Source organism: Rhabdaerophilum calidifontis (assembly GCF_008641065.1).
GTDB classification, from domain to species: domain Bacteria; phylum Pseudomonadota; class Alphaproteobacteria; order Rhizobiales; family Beijerinckiaceae; genus Rhabdaerophilum; species Rhabdaerophilum calidifontis.
The window spans coordinates 1-13,711 of sequence record NZ_VTRS01000002.1 but is presented as its reverse complement, the minus strand read 5'-3'; the positions used below and the strand labels follow the sequence as shown (position 1 = coordinate 13,711).

The window sequence follows — 13,711 nt, the reverse complement described above, 5'->3', positions numbered from 1 at the left end:
ACCTCAGATCGAATAGGCCATGCGCACGCCGCCCCAATGGCGGCCGCGAATGGTGATCGGCGCGTCGATCTCCTTCATCGCGACGCGCGTGCCGCCGAGATCCCGATAATAGCTCTGGATCAGGAAGGGCGTCGTCAGCCGCGCCGCGAGCAGCCCCGCGCGATCGTCGAAGATGCGCCGGTTGCGGCAATTGGCGTGGTTCCAGGCGCGGTCGCCCTTGCGTTGCGGCTGGCTGACCTTCGGCACATGCACCGGGATATAGCCGTTGCGGTCCACCGCGACGCAGAACGCCATCTTGGGATCGAGCGGCAGGGTCCGCGCGATGATGGGCGGGATGATCGCCTCGAATCGTTGGAGATAACGGGTGGTGAGCTGCACCGGATCGGTTTCGGGGACCGGCCGGTAATCCTCGTCGAAGACCTGCGCCTCATCAAGCCGGCCCGCCGCGATCTCGGCCTCGATCGCCCGGGCGATCTCGGCGGCAAACCCTTGCGCGCGCTCGATCAGCGGCAGATTGGCGACGCGGAACCCCTCGATCGTGGCGAGAAGCGCCGCGCGGATTGCGGAATCGAGGGTCTCGAACGCGCAATGCACGCCGAGATCGGAATGCTGGAGCACGTGGAGCCGCACCGTGCCCACGCGCGCGATCTCGGCTTCGAAACGGCCCCCGATGGCGAGTTTCTCCCGGATCCCCGGCGCGCTGCGGATCAGCAGGCCGCCCTCGCTGATGTCGAAGGTGTGGCAGGCGATGGTTTCCCCGCCGGCCCTGACCCGCATGGCGAGATCGATCGGGTAGCGGATGGCACGGCGGCGATCGGCCGCCGGGATGGTCCGCAGCACGGTATTCATCCGCCGCGCAAGCTCCCCCGCCTCGCTGGCGGCATGGGCGCTGACCTCCTCCGCCTCGGCGGAAACGGCGCCGGCATCCTCCGCCATGCCATTGACGGTCTTGACGTTGGCCGCGACCTCCGAAACCGCGCCCTGCGCGACCTGCATGCGATGCGCCAGTTCTCCGATCGTCGCGCGCTGGGTTTCGACGGATTGCGCGATCTCGTCGCAGATCGGGGTCAACGCGCCGATCTCGCCGCGGATGCGCCGCATATTGCCGATGGAATCGTCGCTGGCGCGCTGGAGCGCCTCCATCTTCTCGCGGATCACCGACACCGTCCTGGCCGTGGTCACGGAGAGCGCCTTGACCTCCCCGGCCACGACCGCGAAGCCGCGCCCCGCCTCGCCCGCGCGCGCGGCCTCGATCGTGGCGTTGAGCGCGAGGAGATTGGTGCGCGAGGCCACCTCGGCAATGGCATTGAGCAGCCCGCCGATCTCGCTGACTGCTGCGCCGAGCCCTTCCATCGCCGCTTCGGATGCTGCTGCGGTGCTGAGCGTGGCGCTCGACCGGTCCTGGACCTGCGAGACCGTGCTGGCGATGGCATCGGCGGAAGCGGTGAGTTCGTCGGCCGAACTGGCGATGCCCGAGATCTCGGTATCGATCATCGAACTCGTCTCGACCAATGTCCGGATCGCGTCCTTCACACCGCCGAGATGCTCGACCGCAAGCCGCGATTTCTCGCGCGCGGAGAGGATTTCCGCGGCGAGGCCGCCGACGATGCGCGTCACGTCGCGCTCGAACATCGACAGGGTCTCGGCAAGATCCACCTGGGCCGGAACGGCCGCCGGCGCCTCGACCGGCGCCCCCAGCTCCGGCGATGCAGGGGCCGCTGCCGGCGCGGCCCTGCCTCTGAACAGCGCTCTGAGATTGTTTTTCATCAATAATTACCCCGATACTGCACGGATTAAGACATTTTCTGGCTAACGGACTATTAATGGTTGCATCAATTTGAGGGGAAGCCAGCCGAATTCGTCTTTCCGAATATGTTTGCAGGCTGGTGCGCCGCACCGGATTGACGCTAAGCTCGTCAAGGCCGGATTCGCGGCCTTCCGAGCCGCATGTCCCAGCCATCCCAAAACCAGAAGAACTTGCGCGGCATCATCGCGATGATGGCGGCGATGGGGTTCTTCGTCATCAACGACACGCTAGTGAAGCTGGTCCGACAGCATTGGGATACCGGGCAGATCATCGTGGTCCGCGGCGTGTTCGCGCTGGTCCTGCTCTTCGGCTGGGTGGCGCTGGCGGGGCAACTCGGCCGCATCCAGGCCATCCTCCGCCCCGATCTCGCGACACGGGGCCTGATCGAGGCGGTTGTTGCGGCAAGCTTCATCACCGCGCTCGGCATGATGCCGCTTGCCGACATCACCGCCATCCTGCTGGCGGCGCCGCTGCTGATCACCGCGTTGTCGATGGTGCTGTTCGGGGAAGCCGTGGGCTGGCGGCGCTGGAGTGCGGTGGCGGTCGGTTTTCTCGGCATGCTGCTGGTGGTGCGGCCAGGCGGCAACGCCGCGCCGCCGCTCGCCCTCGGGCTGGCGCTCGTCTCGGTGCTGGGCGTCGCCCTGCGCGACCTGATGACCCGGCGGGTGCCCACGGATATCCCCAGTGTCATCGTTGCGGTGACGAGCACGCTCGGCACGCTCGCGGCCGGGCTTGCGCTGATGGCGGGTGGCGGAGCCTGGCACGCGCTCGCCTGGGAACCGGTGCTGATCCTCGCGGCTGCGGCAGCCTTCGTGCTCGCGGGGAATTACGCCGTGATCGAGGCCTGCCGGGATGTCGAATTGTCGGTCGTCTCGCCGTTCCGCTATGTGGTGATCGTCTGGGCGGTCCTGCTCGGCATCCTGGTGTTCGGGGATTGGCCCGCGCCGGTGGCGCTCGGCGGCATCGCGCTGATCGTGGCGAGCGGGCTTTACACGCTGCATCGCGAGAGAATCCGCGGACAGTTGAAATAAAGATTTGATTTTCGGCGCATTCCAGACAGATTGCGTGCCGGTGCGGGAAAGAGCCATCCCGCATCGGCATGGCTATCATGCACGTCCGGGATGGCTTGGAATATTGTCGGGCCTCGGGCAACATGCCAAAGCGGCTTCGGCTCGCGTGAAGCAAGAATGGAACGTCCCGTCAGAAGGACGGACGATAAAGTCGTGAGAAAAGCCCGGAGGGAGGGCAGCGTGCAGAATCTCCTGAAGCTTAGCGGCGCGATCGACGCCGTGAACCAGCGCATCGGCAGCCTGATCAAGTGGCTGATCCTGGCCGCGGTTTTGGTCTCGACCGCCAATGCTCTGATCCGGAAACTGTTCAACACGTCGTCGAACGCCTGGCTTGAACTGCAATGGTATCTGTTCGGCGCCGTCTTCATGCTCGGCGCGGCCTACACATTCCTGAAGAACGAGCATATCCGCATCGACATCGTTACCGGCGGGATGCGCAAGCCGATCCGCGACGGGATCGACATTTTCGGCCATATCTTCTTCCTGATGCCGTTTTGCTGGATCATGATCTATCACGGCTGGCCGTTCTTCATGCGCTCCCTCGAATTGAACGAATCCTCGATGAATGCCGGCGGGCTCGTGCAATGGCCAGCGAAATTCCTCGTCCCGGCCGGTTTCGTGCTGCTGATCGCGCAGGCATTCTCCGAATTGATCAAGCGCATCGCCATCATGAAGGGGCTGATCGAAGACCCGCATGCCCATGTGGGGCATCACGGGGCGGCAGAGGCCGAGGCCGAGCGCCTGCTCCAGCAGGTCCAGGCCGAAACGCTCCAGCGCCCGTAAGTTCCCGCCCGGTTTCGAGGTTCGATCATGTTCGCTCGCTTTTCCAAAGTTCAGGGCGGCCTCCTTGCGGGTGCCCTTCTCGCGCTGGTCGCGCTCATCCTGATCGCCGGGGCCGATCCGGTGCTCGCGGCGACGCCGCAACCGATCAAGCCCGGCTTCCTCGGCTGGCTCGAGCATTACATGGCGCCGGTCATGTTCTTCATGCTGGTGGTGCTGCTGCTGCTCGGCTACCCGGTCGCCTTCGCGCTGGCTGCCAACGGCCTGCTCTTCGCCGTGATCGGCATCGAGATGGGGCTGTTCGTGCCGAACTTCCTCCAGGCGCTGCCGGAGCGCGTCTACGGCACGATGAACAACGACGTGCTGCTCGCGATCCCCTTCTTCACCTTCATGGGGCTGATCCTCGAACGTTCGGGCATGGCCGAGGACCTGCTCGACACGATCGGCCAGCTTTTCGGCCCGATTCGCGGCGGCCTCGCCTATGCGGTGGTGTTCGTCGGGGCGCTGCTCGCGGCGACGACCGGCGTGGTCGCGGCCTCGGTGATCTCGATGGGGCTGATCTCGCTGCCGATCATGCTGCGCTACGGCTATGACCGCCGCGTCGCCTCCGGTGTCATCGCCGCCTCGGGCACGCTCGCGCAGATCATCCCGCCCAGCCTCGTGCTGATCGTGATGGCGGATCAGCTCGGCCGCTCGGTCGGCGACATGTATGAGGGCGCCTTCATTCCCGGCCTCGTTCTGTCCGCGCTCTATGCAGGCTATATCTTCCTCGTCTCGGTTCTGCGCCCGAGCTATGTGCCGGCACTGCCGACCGAGGCGCGCACGCTCGGCGGCGGCGTCGCCTCGCTGTTCGTGATGCTGGTCTTCGCTGCGGTTCTGACGTTCCTCCTCGAGAAATGGGCGGTCGGCCATGTGCAGAAGGGCTCGGAGGCGATCCTCTCCGCCTTCGCGGCCATGGTCATCTGCTACATCATCGCGCTCGCCAACAAGCTGCTGCGTCTCAACCTGCTCTCGCGGCTGACGACCGAGGTGATCATGGTTCTGATGCCGCCGCTGGGGCTGATCTTCCTGGTGCTCGGCACGATCTTCATCGGCCTCGCGACCCCGACGGAAGGCGGTGCGATGGGCGCCACGGGCGCGATGATCATCGCCCTCGCCAAGCGGCGGCTGACGATGAGCCTGGTGTCGCAGGCGCTCGATTCGACCGCCAAGCTCTCGGCCTTCGTCGTGTTCATTCTGGTCGGCGCGCGCGTCTTCTCGCTCACCTTCTACGGCGTCAACGGCCATCTCTGGGTCGAGGAACTGCTGATCTCGCTGCCCGGCGGGCAGGCCGGCTTCCTGATCGTCGTGAACGTGATGGTATTCCTGCTCGCCTTCTTCCTCGATTTCTTCGAGCTTGCCTTCATCGTCGTGCCGCTGCTGGGGCCGGCGGCGGAGAAGCTCGGGATCGACCTCATCTGGTTCGGTGTCATCCTCGGCGTCAACATGCAGACGAGCTTCATGCATCCCCCCTTCGGCTTCGCGCTGTTCTATCTGCGCTCCGTCGCGCCGAAGGCACCGTATCTCGACAAGGTCACCGGCCGCGAGATGGCGCCGATCACCACCGCGCAGATCTATTGGGGCGCGGTGCCGTTCGTGGTCATCCAGTGCATCATGGTGGCCTTGGTCATCCTCTTCCCGCAGATGGTGATGCATTACAAAGGCACGCAGGTGCAGGCCGATCCGAAGGCGATCGAGCAGCAGCTCAAGAACCTCTCGATCCCCGGACTGGACGGGCCGGGGGGCGGCCTGCCGGGCCTTGCGCCGCCGGGCGGCGGCGGCGGGCTGCCGGGGCTCACGCCCCCGCCGGGACCGCCCCCCGGTCTCGAGGCTCCCAAGCCGCAATAACACCCGGGTTGCATCGGTGCCTGATCCGCGCCAGCCCAAAACGAAAGCCCGGCCATCATGGCCGGGCTTTCCTGATCCGGGCGTCGATTTCCGCCGTGCGTTCAACCCCGGGCGCGCTGGCGGATCTGGAACGTATCGTAGGTCAGTTCCGCGACCTGCCACCACAGATAGCTGTCGCCGCGGAAGGCGGATTGCGATTCCCACAAAGCCTTGAAATGCGGGTTCCTTGCCGATTCCTCGGCATAGATCTCATGCGCGGCCTTCCAGCACGCCTCCATGACATCGGCCGGGAACGGCCGGAGCTGGGTGCCGGCCGCGACCAGCCGCTTCAGCGCCAGCGGGTTCTGGGTATCGTAGCGGCCCATGCACCAATTGCCCGCCTCATGCGCGGCAGCGTTGATGATCGCCTGATAGGCTTTCGGCAGGCCGGTCCATTTCTCGCGGTTAACCATGACGCAGAGCGCGGCGCCGCCTTCCCACCAGCCGGGATAGTAATAGAACGGCGCCACCTTCGCGAAGCCGAGCTTCTCGTCGTCATGGGGCCCGACCCATTCGGCACCGTCGATCGTGCCCTTCTCGAGCGCCGGGTAGATGTCGCCGCCCGCGATCTGCTGCGGCACGCCGCCGACGCGCTGCACCACGCGGCCGGCGAAGCCGCCGATGCGGAACTTCAGGCCCTTCATGTCCTCCAGCGACTTGATCTCCTTGCGGAACCAGCCGCCCATCTGCGCGCCGGTATTGCCGCACATGATCGAGTGGATGTTGTATTTGGCGACGAAATCGTTGAACAGCTTCTGCCCGTCGCCATTGGTGAACCAGGCGCTCTGCTGGCGGGCGTTGAGACCGAAGGGAATCGCGGTGCCGAAGGCGAAGGCGGGATCCTTGCCGACGAAGTAATAGGCGGCGGTGTGGCACATTTCCAGCGTGCCGTTCGTCACCGCATCCGCCGCCTGAAGCGCCGGCACGATCTCGCCCGGCGCGAAACACTGGATCTGGAACCGGTTGTCGGTCATCTCCGCGACATGGCGCGCGAAGACCTCCGAGACGCCGTAGAGCGTATCGAGCGATTTCGGAAAGCTCGAAGTCAGGCGCCACTTGATCTCGGGCATGCTCTGGGCGATGGCCGGCATCGCGATGGTCGTGCCGGCGGCGGCAGCCGGAACGGCGGCCAGGAAATCCCTGCGCTTCATGGTTTCTCTCTCCCTCACGGGCCGCTGTTGGGCGCGGCTCCGGCCCCGATCAGAGCAGAATGGCGGGGCGGCGCAAGCGCCTTTCGTGTCCGGCCGGGACGGGAGACGAAAAAGCCCGGCCGCGAGGGCCGGGCTCGATGCTGTCGCGCGGAGCCGGGGCTCAGCCGCGGGCGCGGGCGCGGATCATGAAATTGTCGAAGGTGTATTCCGCGACCTGCCACCAGAGGTATTCGTCGTTGCGGAACGCCGTCATGGCGTCGTGCACCTTCTTGAACTTCGCGTTCTGCGCCGCGGTCTCGGCATAGAGCTCGTTCGCCGCCTTGAAGCAGGCTTCGAGGACCTCCTGCGGGTAGGGGCGAAGCTGGGTGCCGGCTGCGACGAGCTGCTTCAGCGCGCCCGGGTTGCGGGCGTCGTATTTCGCCATCATCTCGGTATCGGCATAGGCGCAGGCGGCGGTGAGGATCGACTTGTAATTCTTCGGCAGCGCGTCCCACTTGGCCTTGTTGACCATGAAATGCAGCGCGGCGCCGCCTTCCCACCAGCCGGGATAATAGTAGAACGGCGCGACCTTGTTGAAGCCGAGCTTCTGGTCGTCGAACGGACCGACCCATTCCGCCGCGTCGATCGTGCCCTTCTCGAGCGCCGGGTAGATGTCACCGCCGGCGATCTGCTGCGGCACGCCGCCGAGCTTCTGAAGAACGCGGCCGGCGAAGCCGCCGATGCGCATCTTCAGGCCGTTGACGTCCGCCGGGGTCTTGATCTCCTTGCGGAACCAGCCGCCCATCTGGCAGCCGGTATTGCCGGCGACGATGGCGTGGATGTTGTAGCCGCCATAGAACTCGTTCAGCAGGTCGTTGCCGCCGCCCTGATGGAACCAGGCGTTCTGCTGGCGGGCATTGAGGCCGAAGGGAACCGCGGTGCCGAAGGCGAAGGTCGGATCCTTGCCGACATAGTAATAGGAAGCGGTGTGGCAGGCCTCGACCGTGCCGTTGGTGACCGCATCGGCGGCCTGGAGGCCCGGGACGATTTCACCGGCCGCGAAGGCCTGGATCTGGAACTTGTTGTCGGTCATTTCCGACACATACTTGGCGATCGTGTCGGCCGCGCCGTAGATCGTGTCGAGCGACTTCGGGAAGCTCGAGGTCAGACGCCATTTCAGCTCCGGCGCGCTCTGCGCGATGGCTGGCTTGGCGACGGCGGTAGCTGCGAGACCAGCCCCGGCAGCGGTCAGAAACTGACGACGCTTCATGCGTTTTCTCCCTCTTTTCAACGCGGGGATTCAAGATGCCACGAGAGCGTGCATTCCAGAACCCGGCCCGCATTTGTAGGGATCGGCCGGGCTTTGGCAACTGATTTCCATCAATGGAACCGCGCCGACGCTTGCGGTTCTCGCACAGCATGAATGCACAAAACGCAGGGCTCGGGCGCATTTCGTTGCGCGCCGCATGGACCTTACGAAACGCTCATGCGCGCGCAAGCCAGGGGCAAGGTCGCGCCCGCGACATTGCAGCCGGTCCGGGCATCGACCCGGCCGCATCCATCACGGACCAACCCCGATCGGGAGCCCCCAGATGCAACCTGCCCGCCATTCTTCCTGTCGTTCTTCCCAGCGCCTCGCACCGGCCCTCGGCGCCAGCCTCGCGGCATGCCTTCTCATCCTGACAACGGCCGCCGAGGCGCGGAGCTGGAATCGCTCCGGCTCGGTGACCGGCCCGCGCGGCGGTGTCACAACCTATTCGGCAGCCGGCGCCTGCGCTGCCGGGCATTGCAGCCGCAGCGCCGTCGTGACCGGTCCCGGCGGCCGCAATGCCACGCGCACCGGCGCAGCAACCCGGACAGCGCCCGGCCAATGGCAGGGCACGCGGGTGACGACCGGCCCGCAGGGCCGCAGCGTCACCCGCACCGGCTCGGTGACCTGGCAATGAGGGAGGGGCACGCCATGACCATGCGCCTCGCGCGCGCGCTCGCGCTCAGTGTCGGCGTCGGGATGCTGGTGGCCGCAACCGGCGTCTTCGCGCAGCCGGCGCCGGGTGCCAATCCCGGCACCATGGCCCTCGCGCAGGCCTGCCGGGGCGATGTCGCGCGTTTCTGCCCGGATGTGAGGCCCGGCGGCGGGCGGATCGCCGCCTGCCTGCGCGCCAATGCCGCGGAACTCTCGCAAGGCTGCCGCGCGGCCGCCCTCGCCTCCATGCGCGACCGGAGCCAGGCCGAGCCTACTCGATGACGATGCGCGGCGCGGCGCGACGGGTCGCGCCGCCCTCCAGCACCGCCCAGACGCGCGCCGCGATCTCGGCATAGGCGCGGGCATGCGGGCCGTCCGGTTCGGTGACGACGACCGGCAGGCCGGAATCCGAGCGTTCGCGGATCTCCATCGCCAGCGGCACCTCGCCGAGGAAGGGCACGCCGATCCGCTCCGCCTCGGCGCGGGCGCCGCCATGGCCGAAGATATCGTAGCGCTTGCCAGTATCCGGCGCGATGAAATAGCTCATGTTCTCGACGATGCCGAGGATCGGCACCTCGACCTTGCGGAACATCGCGACGCCCCGGCGCGCGTCGATCAGCGCGAGATCCTGCGGCGTCGAGACGATCACCGCCCCGGCGAGGGGCACGTGCTGCGCCATGGTGAGCTGGGCGTCGCCGGTGCCGGGCGGCATGTCGACGACGAGCACGTCGAGTTCGCCCCAGGCGACCTCGCGCAGCATCTGCTGGATGGCGGATTGCACCATCGGCCCGCGCCAGATCATCGCCGCCTCCTCCTCGACGAGGAAGCCGATCGACATCACCTTGAGCCCGTAGCCATCCATCGGATTGAGCACCCGACCGCCGGCAAGCGTCGGCTTGCCGCGGATCGCGAACAGTTTAGGCATCGAGGGGCCGTAGATATCGGCGTCGAGCACGCCGACCCGCAGCCCCTTCGCCTGGAGCGCCAGCGCGAGATTGGCCGCGGTGGTCGATTTGCCGACGCCCCCCTTGCCGCTCGCCACGGCGATGATATGCCGCACGCCCTCGACCTGGAGCTTCACCGCACCCGCCCCGCCCGGCGCCGCCGCGCGCGGCGGGGATGCGGCCGGCCGGGCCGGGGCCTTCTCGGCGGTGAGCGTGACGATGGCGGCGGAAATGCCCGGCACCGCACGCGCCGCCGCCTCGGCCGCCTTGCGCAGCGGCTCGGAATGAGCGACCTCCGCCGCCGGAACCGAGATCGAGAAATAGGCCTTGCCCTGATGGATCACGATCTCGGAGAGTGCGCCGGAGCTGGCGAGATCCCCCTCGCCGCCTGGCATCCGCACCTGCCGCAGGGCGGCGAGAATGGCATTCCTGTCCGACATCGGGCTGAACCTCGCGAAACGGGCGCGGCACCTCTCGCCGCGCCCCGGACGTGATATGAGCGCCCGCCGCCCGCGGTCAATGCAGCCTGCCCGGATTCGTGCCGCCCCTGCCGCCACGCATGGCAGCGCCATCGGCGCCGCCGGCAAAAAAACGCTGCAGGCCGGCAAAGCGCATTGCCAAAGCCGGAAAAGCCTTGGCAGATTGAGCCCCGGCCCGCGGCGAGACCAAGGAAATCACCGCCGCACGGCAGAGGATTAGGGAGATCAATCCATGAAAACGTTGCGCGTGCTCGCGGCTTCGGCCTTCTCGCTGGCAATGGTCGCCATCGCTTCCGCCCAGGAGATCAAGGAAATCCGCATCGGCACCGAGGGCGCCTACCCGCCCTACAACAACCTCAATGCCAAGAAGGAGCTTGAGGGCTTCGAGATCGATTACATGAACGATCTCTGCGCCCGAATGAAGGTCAAATGCACCTGGGTCGTGCAGGATTGGGACGGCATCATCCCGGCGCTGCTGTCGAAGAAATACGACGTGATCGTCGCCGGCATGAACGCGACGCCGGAGCGGCAGAAGCGCGTCGATTTCTCGGATGTCTATACCTCGACGCCGATCGCGATGATCGCCAACAAATCCGTGACCTCGACCGACATCTCGCCCGCCGCGCTCAAGGGAAAGACGCTCGGCGCGCAGGGCTCGACGATCCACATGAACTACCTCGAAGCCTATTACAAGAATTCGACCCTGCGCCCCTATCCGACGCAGGAGGAAGCCAATCTCGACCTTCTCAACGGCCGCCTCGATTACATCATCGCCGACATGGAGGCGCTCGAAAGCTTCCTGAAGGACAAGGGCAAGGATTGCTGCAAGGTCGTCGCCGAGGTGAAGCGCGATCCGCAGATCCACGGCCCCGGCGTCGGCATGGCGATCCGCAAGGAGGACCAGGCGCTCAAGGCGATGCTCAACAAGGCGATCGCGGAATCGAAGGCCGATGGCTCGCTCGACAAGCACGCCATGAAATGGCTCGGCAAGAAGGCGATCCAGTAAGCCCGCCCCTCCCCTTCACCGCCATGGCGGCATCCCCGCCATGGCCCCGCCGGAGCGCCGCCTGTTGGAGCGCTATCTCGCCCTTCTTTCCTTCGGACCCGACGGCTGGGGTGACGAATTGCTCGCCGGCGCGGGCGTGACGATCTCGATCGCGCTCGCGACGCTGCCGTTCGGCCTCACGCTCGGGCTGCTCGTGGCGCTCGCCAAGCGCGCGCGCAACCCGCTGCTGCGCGGGGTCGCCACGCTCTATACCACTGTGTTCCGCGGCGTGCCGGAACTCCTGACGCTCTATGTCATCTATTTCGGCATGCAGATCCTCGTCCAGCAATTCTGGTCCTGGACAGGACTGCCGGGATCGGTGGAATTCTCGCCGTTCATCGCCGGTATGGTGGCGCTCGGCGTGGTGCTCGCGGCCTTCTCGGCCGAGGTCTGGCTGGGGGCGCTCAACGCCATCCAGAAAGGCCAGCGCGAGGCGGCGGCGGCCCTGGGGCTGACGCGGTTCCAGGCCTTCCGGCTGGTGGTGCTGCCGCAATTGCTGCGCGTGGCGCTGCCCGGCCTCGGCAACAACTGGATGGTGCTGCTCAAGGAGACCTCGCTCGTCTCGGTCATCACCCTGCAGGATACGATGTTCATCGCCACCCGCGCCAATGTCGTGACCAAGGAGCCCTTCCTGTTCTTCGGCGCGGCGGCCTTGATCTATCTCTCCTTCTCCGTGCTCTCGGCCTGGGGGCTCGACCGGCTTGAGGCGCGCACCCATCGCGGCCATCGCCCGCGGGGGGCGCTGCGATGAGCTGGTGCGCATGGCCCGGCCACGCCATCGGCCTCGACGTGCTCGAACGCTATGGCTGCCGCATGGCGGACGGGCTGGGGCTGACGCTCCAGCTTGTCGCGATCTCGTTCGGCCTCGGCCTGTTCTTCGGGCTGGGGCTCGCGCTTCTGCGCCTGCGCGGCGGCCGCGTCACCCGCCTCCTCGTCGCCGGCTACACGACCTTCTTCCGCGGCACGCCGCTGCTCGTGCAGCTCTTCCTGATCTATTACGGCCTCGGCGCCATGCGGCCGTTCTGGCAGGATGTCGGGCTGTGGTGGTTCTTCCGCGAGCCGCTCTATTGCTGCCTTCTCGCCTTCACGCTGAACACCGCAGCCTATCAGGCCGAGATCTTCCGCGGCGCGCTGCTGTCGCTGCCGGCGGGGCAGGCGGAAGCGGCGCGGGCGCTCGGCCTGCATGCCCGCGCCACGTTCCTCAAGGTCGAGCTGCCGCAGGCGATGATCGTGGCCTTGCGGCCGCTCGGCAACGAGCTGATCGTGATGATCAAGGCCAGCGCGCTGGCCTCGCTCGTGACGCTGTTCGACCTGATGGGCGCAACGCGCCTTGCCTTCGCGCGCAGTTTCGACCTCTCCATTTACCTCGTGGCGGCGCTGATCTATCTCGCTCTTGTCGAGATCATCCGGCGGCTCTGGGATCTGTTCGAGGCCCGGCTCACCCGCCATCTCGCGCTGCGCTGACCCTTCTCAATCAGGAGTTTCCCATGGCGGATGTCGCATTTCTCGGGCTCGGCGTGATGGGCTACCCCATGGCCGGGCATCTGAAGAACAAGGGCGGCCATGCCGTCACCGTCTATAACCGGACGGCGGCGAAGGCCGAGCGCTGGGCGGGGCAGCATGGCGGCAGCTTCGCGGCCACGCCGCAGGAGGCCGCGCGGGGCAAGGATTTCGTGTTCGCCTGCGTCGGCAACGACGACGACCTGCGCGCCGTCACCATCGGCCCCGACGGCGCGTTCCACACGATGAAGGCGGGCAGCGTCTTCATCGACAACACGACCGCGAGCGCCGAGGTGGCGCGCGAACTGGCGGAAGAGGCGGCCCGGCGCGGCTTCGCCTTCATCGACGCCCCGGTCTCGGGCGGCCAGGCCGGAGCGGAGAACGGTGTGCTGACCGTGATGTGCGGCGGCGATCCCGCGCCCTATGCGCGGGCCGAGCCGGTGATCATGGCCTTCGCCCGCGCCTGCCGGCGGATCGGCCCCTCCGGCTCCGGCCAGCTCGCCAAGATGATGAACCAGATCTGCATCGCCGGCCTCGTGCAGGGGCTCGCGGAGGCGATCCATTTCGGCAAGCGCGCCGGGCTCGACATCGAGACGGTGCTCGACGTGATCTCCAAGGGCGCGGCCGGCTCCTGGCAGATGGAAAACCGCGGCAAGACGATGAATGCTGGCAGGTTCGATTTCGGCTTCGCCGTGGACTGGATGCGCAAGGACCTCGATATCTGCCTCGCCGAGGCGCGCCGGAACGGCGCGCATCTGCCGGTGACCGCGCTTGTCGACCAGTTCTATTCCGAAGTGCAGAAAATGGGCGGCAACCGCTGGGATACGTCGAGCCTGATCGCGCGTCTCGAACGCTGACGGCAGGGACCATCCCGGATAACCGCACGGGCCGGGTGCAAAACCCGGCCCTTTCTGCAACAGCGGCCTGCCGAGGCTGTGATCAGCGGCACTTGCCCTCAGCGGCACTTGCCCTGAGCCTTGAGTTCGGGCGTGCAGGCGGGCTGCGCCGGGCGCGGCGCGGCCTGCGGCGGCGGGGCCGGGCGCGGCGCGGCCTGCGGCGGCGGAGCC

At 66.8% G+C, this 13,711-nt stretch carries 13 protein-coding genes; 9 read left to right on the top strand and 4 right to left on the bottom strand.

What is annotated here, in order from left to right; all coding sequences use genetic code 11:
• Positions 1–3 precede the first annotated feature (3 nt).
• Positions 4–1,767: a methyl-accepting chemotaxis protein gene (locus tag FWJ24_RS04775; RefSeq protein WP_150286677.1), complete on the bottom strand. Its 1,764-nt coding sequence runs from the start codon at positions 1,765–1,767 to the stop codon at positions 4–6.
• Positions 1,768–1,947: 180 nt separating this feature from the next.
• Here FWJ24_RS04775 and FWJ24_RS04770 point away from each other — a divergent pair, with 180 nt between their 5' ends.
• The 3 genes from FWJ24_RS04770 (at position 1,948) to FWJ24_RS04760 (ending at position 5,544) form a co-directional block, all read left to right on the top strand.
• Entirely contained in the window at positions 1,948–2,838 is an 891-nt protein-coding gene (locus FWJ24_RS04770; protein WP_150286676.1) for a DMT family transporter, read from the top strand.
• 219 nt (positions 2,839–3,057) lie between these two features.
• The gene (locus tag FWJ24_RS04765; RefSeq protein ID WP_150286675.1) at positions 3,058–3,660 is read left to right on the top strand and encodes a TRAP transporter small permease subunit; all 603 of its coding nucleotides are present in this window, start codon (positions 3,058–3,060) and stop codon (positions 3,658–3,660) included.
• 180 nt (positions 3,661–3,840) lie between these two features.
• Positions 3,841–5,544, top strand: coding sequence for a TRAP transporter large permease (locus FWJ24_RS04760; RefSeq protein WP_150286965.1), 1,704 nt, complete (start codon positions 3,841–3,843; stop codon positions 5,542–5,544).
• Positions 5,545–5,645: 101 nt separating this feature from the next.
• Here the strand turns inward: FWJ24_RS04760 and FWJ24_RS04755 are convergent, their stop codons facing one another.
• Together FWJ24_RS04755 and FWJ24_RS04750 are read right to left on the bottom strand one after the other, a co-directional pair.
• Positions 5,646–6,734 (bottom strand): TRAP transporter substrate-binding protein, encoded by a 1,089-nt coding sequence (locus tag FWJ24_RS04755; RefSeq protein WP_150286674.1) that lies wholly within the window; start codon positions 6,732–6,734, stop codon positions 5,646–5,648.
• A 160-nt stretch (positions 6,735–6,894) separates the two neighbouring features.
• On the bottom strand, positions 6,895–7,983 hold the full coding sequence (locus tag FWJ24_RS04750) for a TRAP transporter substrate-binding protein (RefSeq protein WP_150286673.1): 1,089 nt from the start codon (positions 7,981–7,983) through the stop codon (positions 6,895–6,897).
• Positions 7,984–8,305: 322 nt separating this feature from the next.
• On the opposite strand from FWJ24_RS04750, the gene FWJ24_RS04745 reads away from it, so the two are divergent.
• Complete coding sequence (locus tag FWJ24_RS04745) at positions 8,306–8,659, top strand: hypothetical protein (RefSeq protein ID WP_246155544.1); 354 nt, start codon at positions 8,306–8,308, stop codon at positions 8,657–8,659.
• A 14-nt stretch (positions 8,660–8,673) separates the two neighbouring features.
• On the top strand, positions 8,674–8,958 hold the full coding sequence (locus tag FWJ24_RS04740) for a cysteine rich repeat-containing protein (RefSeq protein ID WP_246155543.1): 285 nt from the start codon (positions 8,674–8,676) through the stop codon (positions 8,956–8,958).
• Here FWJ24_RS04740 and FWJ24_RS04735 read toward each other — a convergent pair.
• Complete coding sequence (locus FWJ24_RS04735; protein ID WP_150286672.1) at positions 8,948–10,060, bottom strand: Mrp/NBP35 family ATP-binding protein; 1,113 nt, start codon at positions 10,058–10,060, stop codon at positions 8,948–8,950. The two genes, FWJ24_RS04740 and FWJ24_RS04735, sit on opposite strands and share 11 nt — an antisense overlap.
• Positions 10,061–10,331: 271 nt before the next feature.
• Here FWJ24_RS04735 and FWJ24_RS04730 point away from each other — a divergent pair, with 271 nt between their 5' ends.
• The 4 genes from FWJ24_RS04730 to FWJ24_RS04715 all read left to right on the top strand — a co-directional run bounded on the left by FWJ24_RS04730 (position 10,332) and on the right by FWJ24_RS04715 (position 13,501).
• Positions 10,332–11,105, top strand: a complete 774-nt coding sequence (locus tag FWJ24_RS04730; protein WP_150286671.1) for a transporter substrate-binding domain-containing protein — start codon at positions 10,332–10,334, stop codon at positions 11,103–11,105.
• 64 nt (positions 11,106–11,169) lie between these two features.
• Positions 11,170–11,895 carry an ABC transporter permease gene (locus FWJ24_RS04725; protein ID WP_150286670.1) on the top strand — a complete coding sequence of 242 codons (726 nt, stop codon included), beginning with the start codon at positions 11,170–11,172 and terminating at the stop codon, positions 11,893–11,895.
• Positions 11,892–12,608 (top strand): ABC transporter permease, encoded by a 717-nt coding sequence (locus FWJ24_RS04720; RefSeq protein ID WP_150286669.1) that lies wholly within the window; start codon positions 11,892–11,894, stop codon positions 12,606–12,608. Before FWJ24_RS04725 ends, FWJ24_RS04720 begins: the two co-directional genes overlap by 4 nt.
• A gap of 23 nt (positions 12,609–12,631) precedes the next feature.
• A complete protein-coding gene (locus FWJ24_RS04715; protein WP_150286668.1) occupies positions 12,632–13,501 on the top strand; it encodes an NAD(P)-dependent oxidoreductase in 870 nt (289 codons plus the stop codon).
• Positions 13,502–13,711: the final 210 nt, after the last annotated feature.

What these genes read in the sequence shown, in the direction of transcription:
- FWJ24_RS04770 (WP_150286676.1), top strand. Translation starts at nt 1,948, where the DNA reads ATGTCCCAGCCATCCCAAAACCAGAAGAACTTGCGCGGCATCATCGCG.
- FWJ24_RS04715 (WP_150286668.1), top strand. Translation starts at nt 12,632, where the DNA reads ATGGCGGATGTCGCATTTCTCGGGCTCGGCGTGATGGGCTACCCCATG.
- FWJ24_RS04760 (WP_150286965.1), top strand. Translation starts at nt 3,841, where the DNA reads ATGGCGCCGGTCATGTTCTTCATGCTGGTGGTGCTGCTGCTGCTCGGC.
- FWJ24_RS04775 (WP_150286677.1), bottom strand. Translation starts at nt 1,767, where the DNA reads ATGAAAAACAATCTCAGAGCGCTGTTCAGAGGCAGGGCCGCGCCGGCA.
- FWJ24_RS04755 (WP_150286674.1), bottom strand. Translation starts at nt 6,734, where the DNA reads ATGAAGCGCAGGGATTTCCTGGCCGCCGTTCCGGCTGCCGCCGCCGGC.
- FWJ24_RS04750 (WP_150286673.1), bottom strand. Translation starts at nt 7,983, where the DNA reads ATGAAGCGTCGTCAGTTTCTGACCGCTGCCGGGGCTGGTCTCGCAGCT.
- FWJ24_RS04730 (WP_150286671.1), top strand. Translation starts at nt 10,332, where the DNA reads ATGAAAACGTTGCGCGTGCTCGCGGCTTCGGCCTTCTCGCTGGCAATG.
- FWJ24_RS04735 (WP_150286672.1), bottom strand. Translation starts at nt 10,060, where the DNA reads ATGTCGGACAGGAATGCCATTCTCGCCGCCCTGCGGCAGGTGCGGATG.
- FWJ24_RS04720 (WP_150286669.1), top strand. Translation starts at nt 11,892, where the DNA reads ATGAGCTGGTGCGCATGGCCCGGCCACGCCATCGGCCTCGACGTGCTC.
- FWJ24_RS04740 (WP_246155543.1), top strand. Translation starts at nt 8,674, where the DNA reads ATGACCATGCGCCTCGCGCGCGCGCTCGCGCTCAGTGTCGGCGTCGGG.
- FWJ24_RS04745 (WP_246155544.1), top strand. Translation starts at nt 8,306, where the DNA reads ATGCAACCTGCCCGCCATTCTTCCTGTCGTTCTTCCCAGCGCCTCGCA.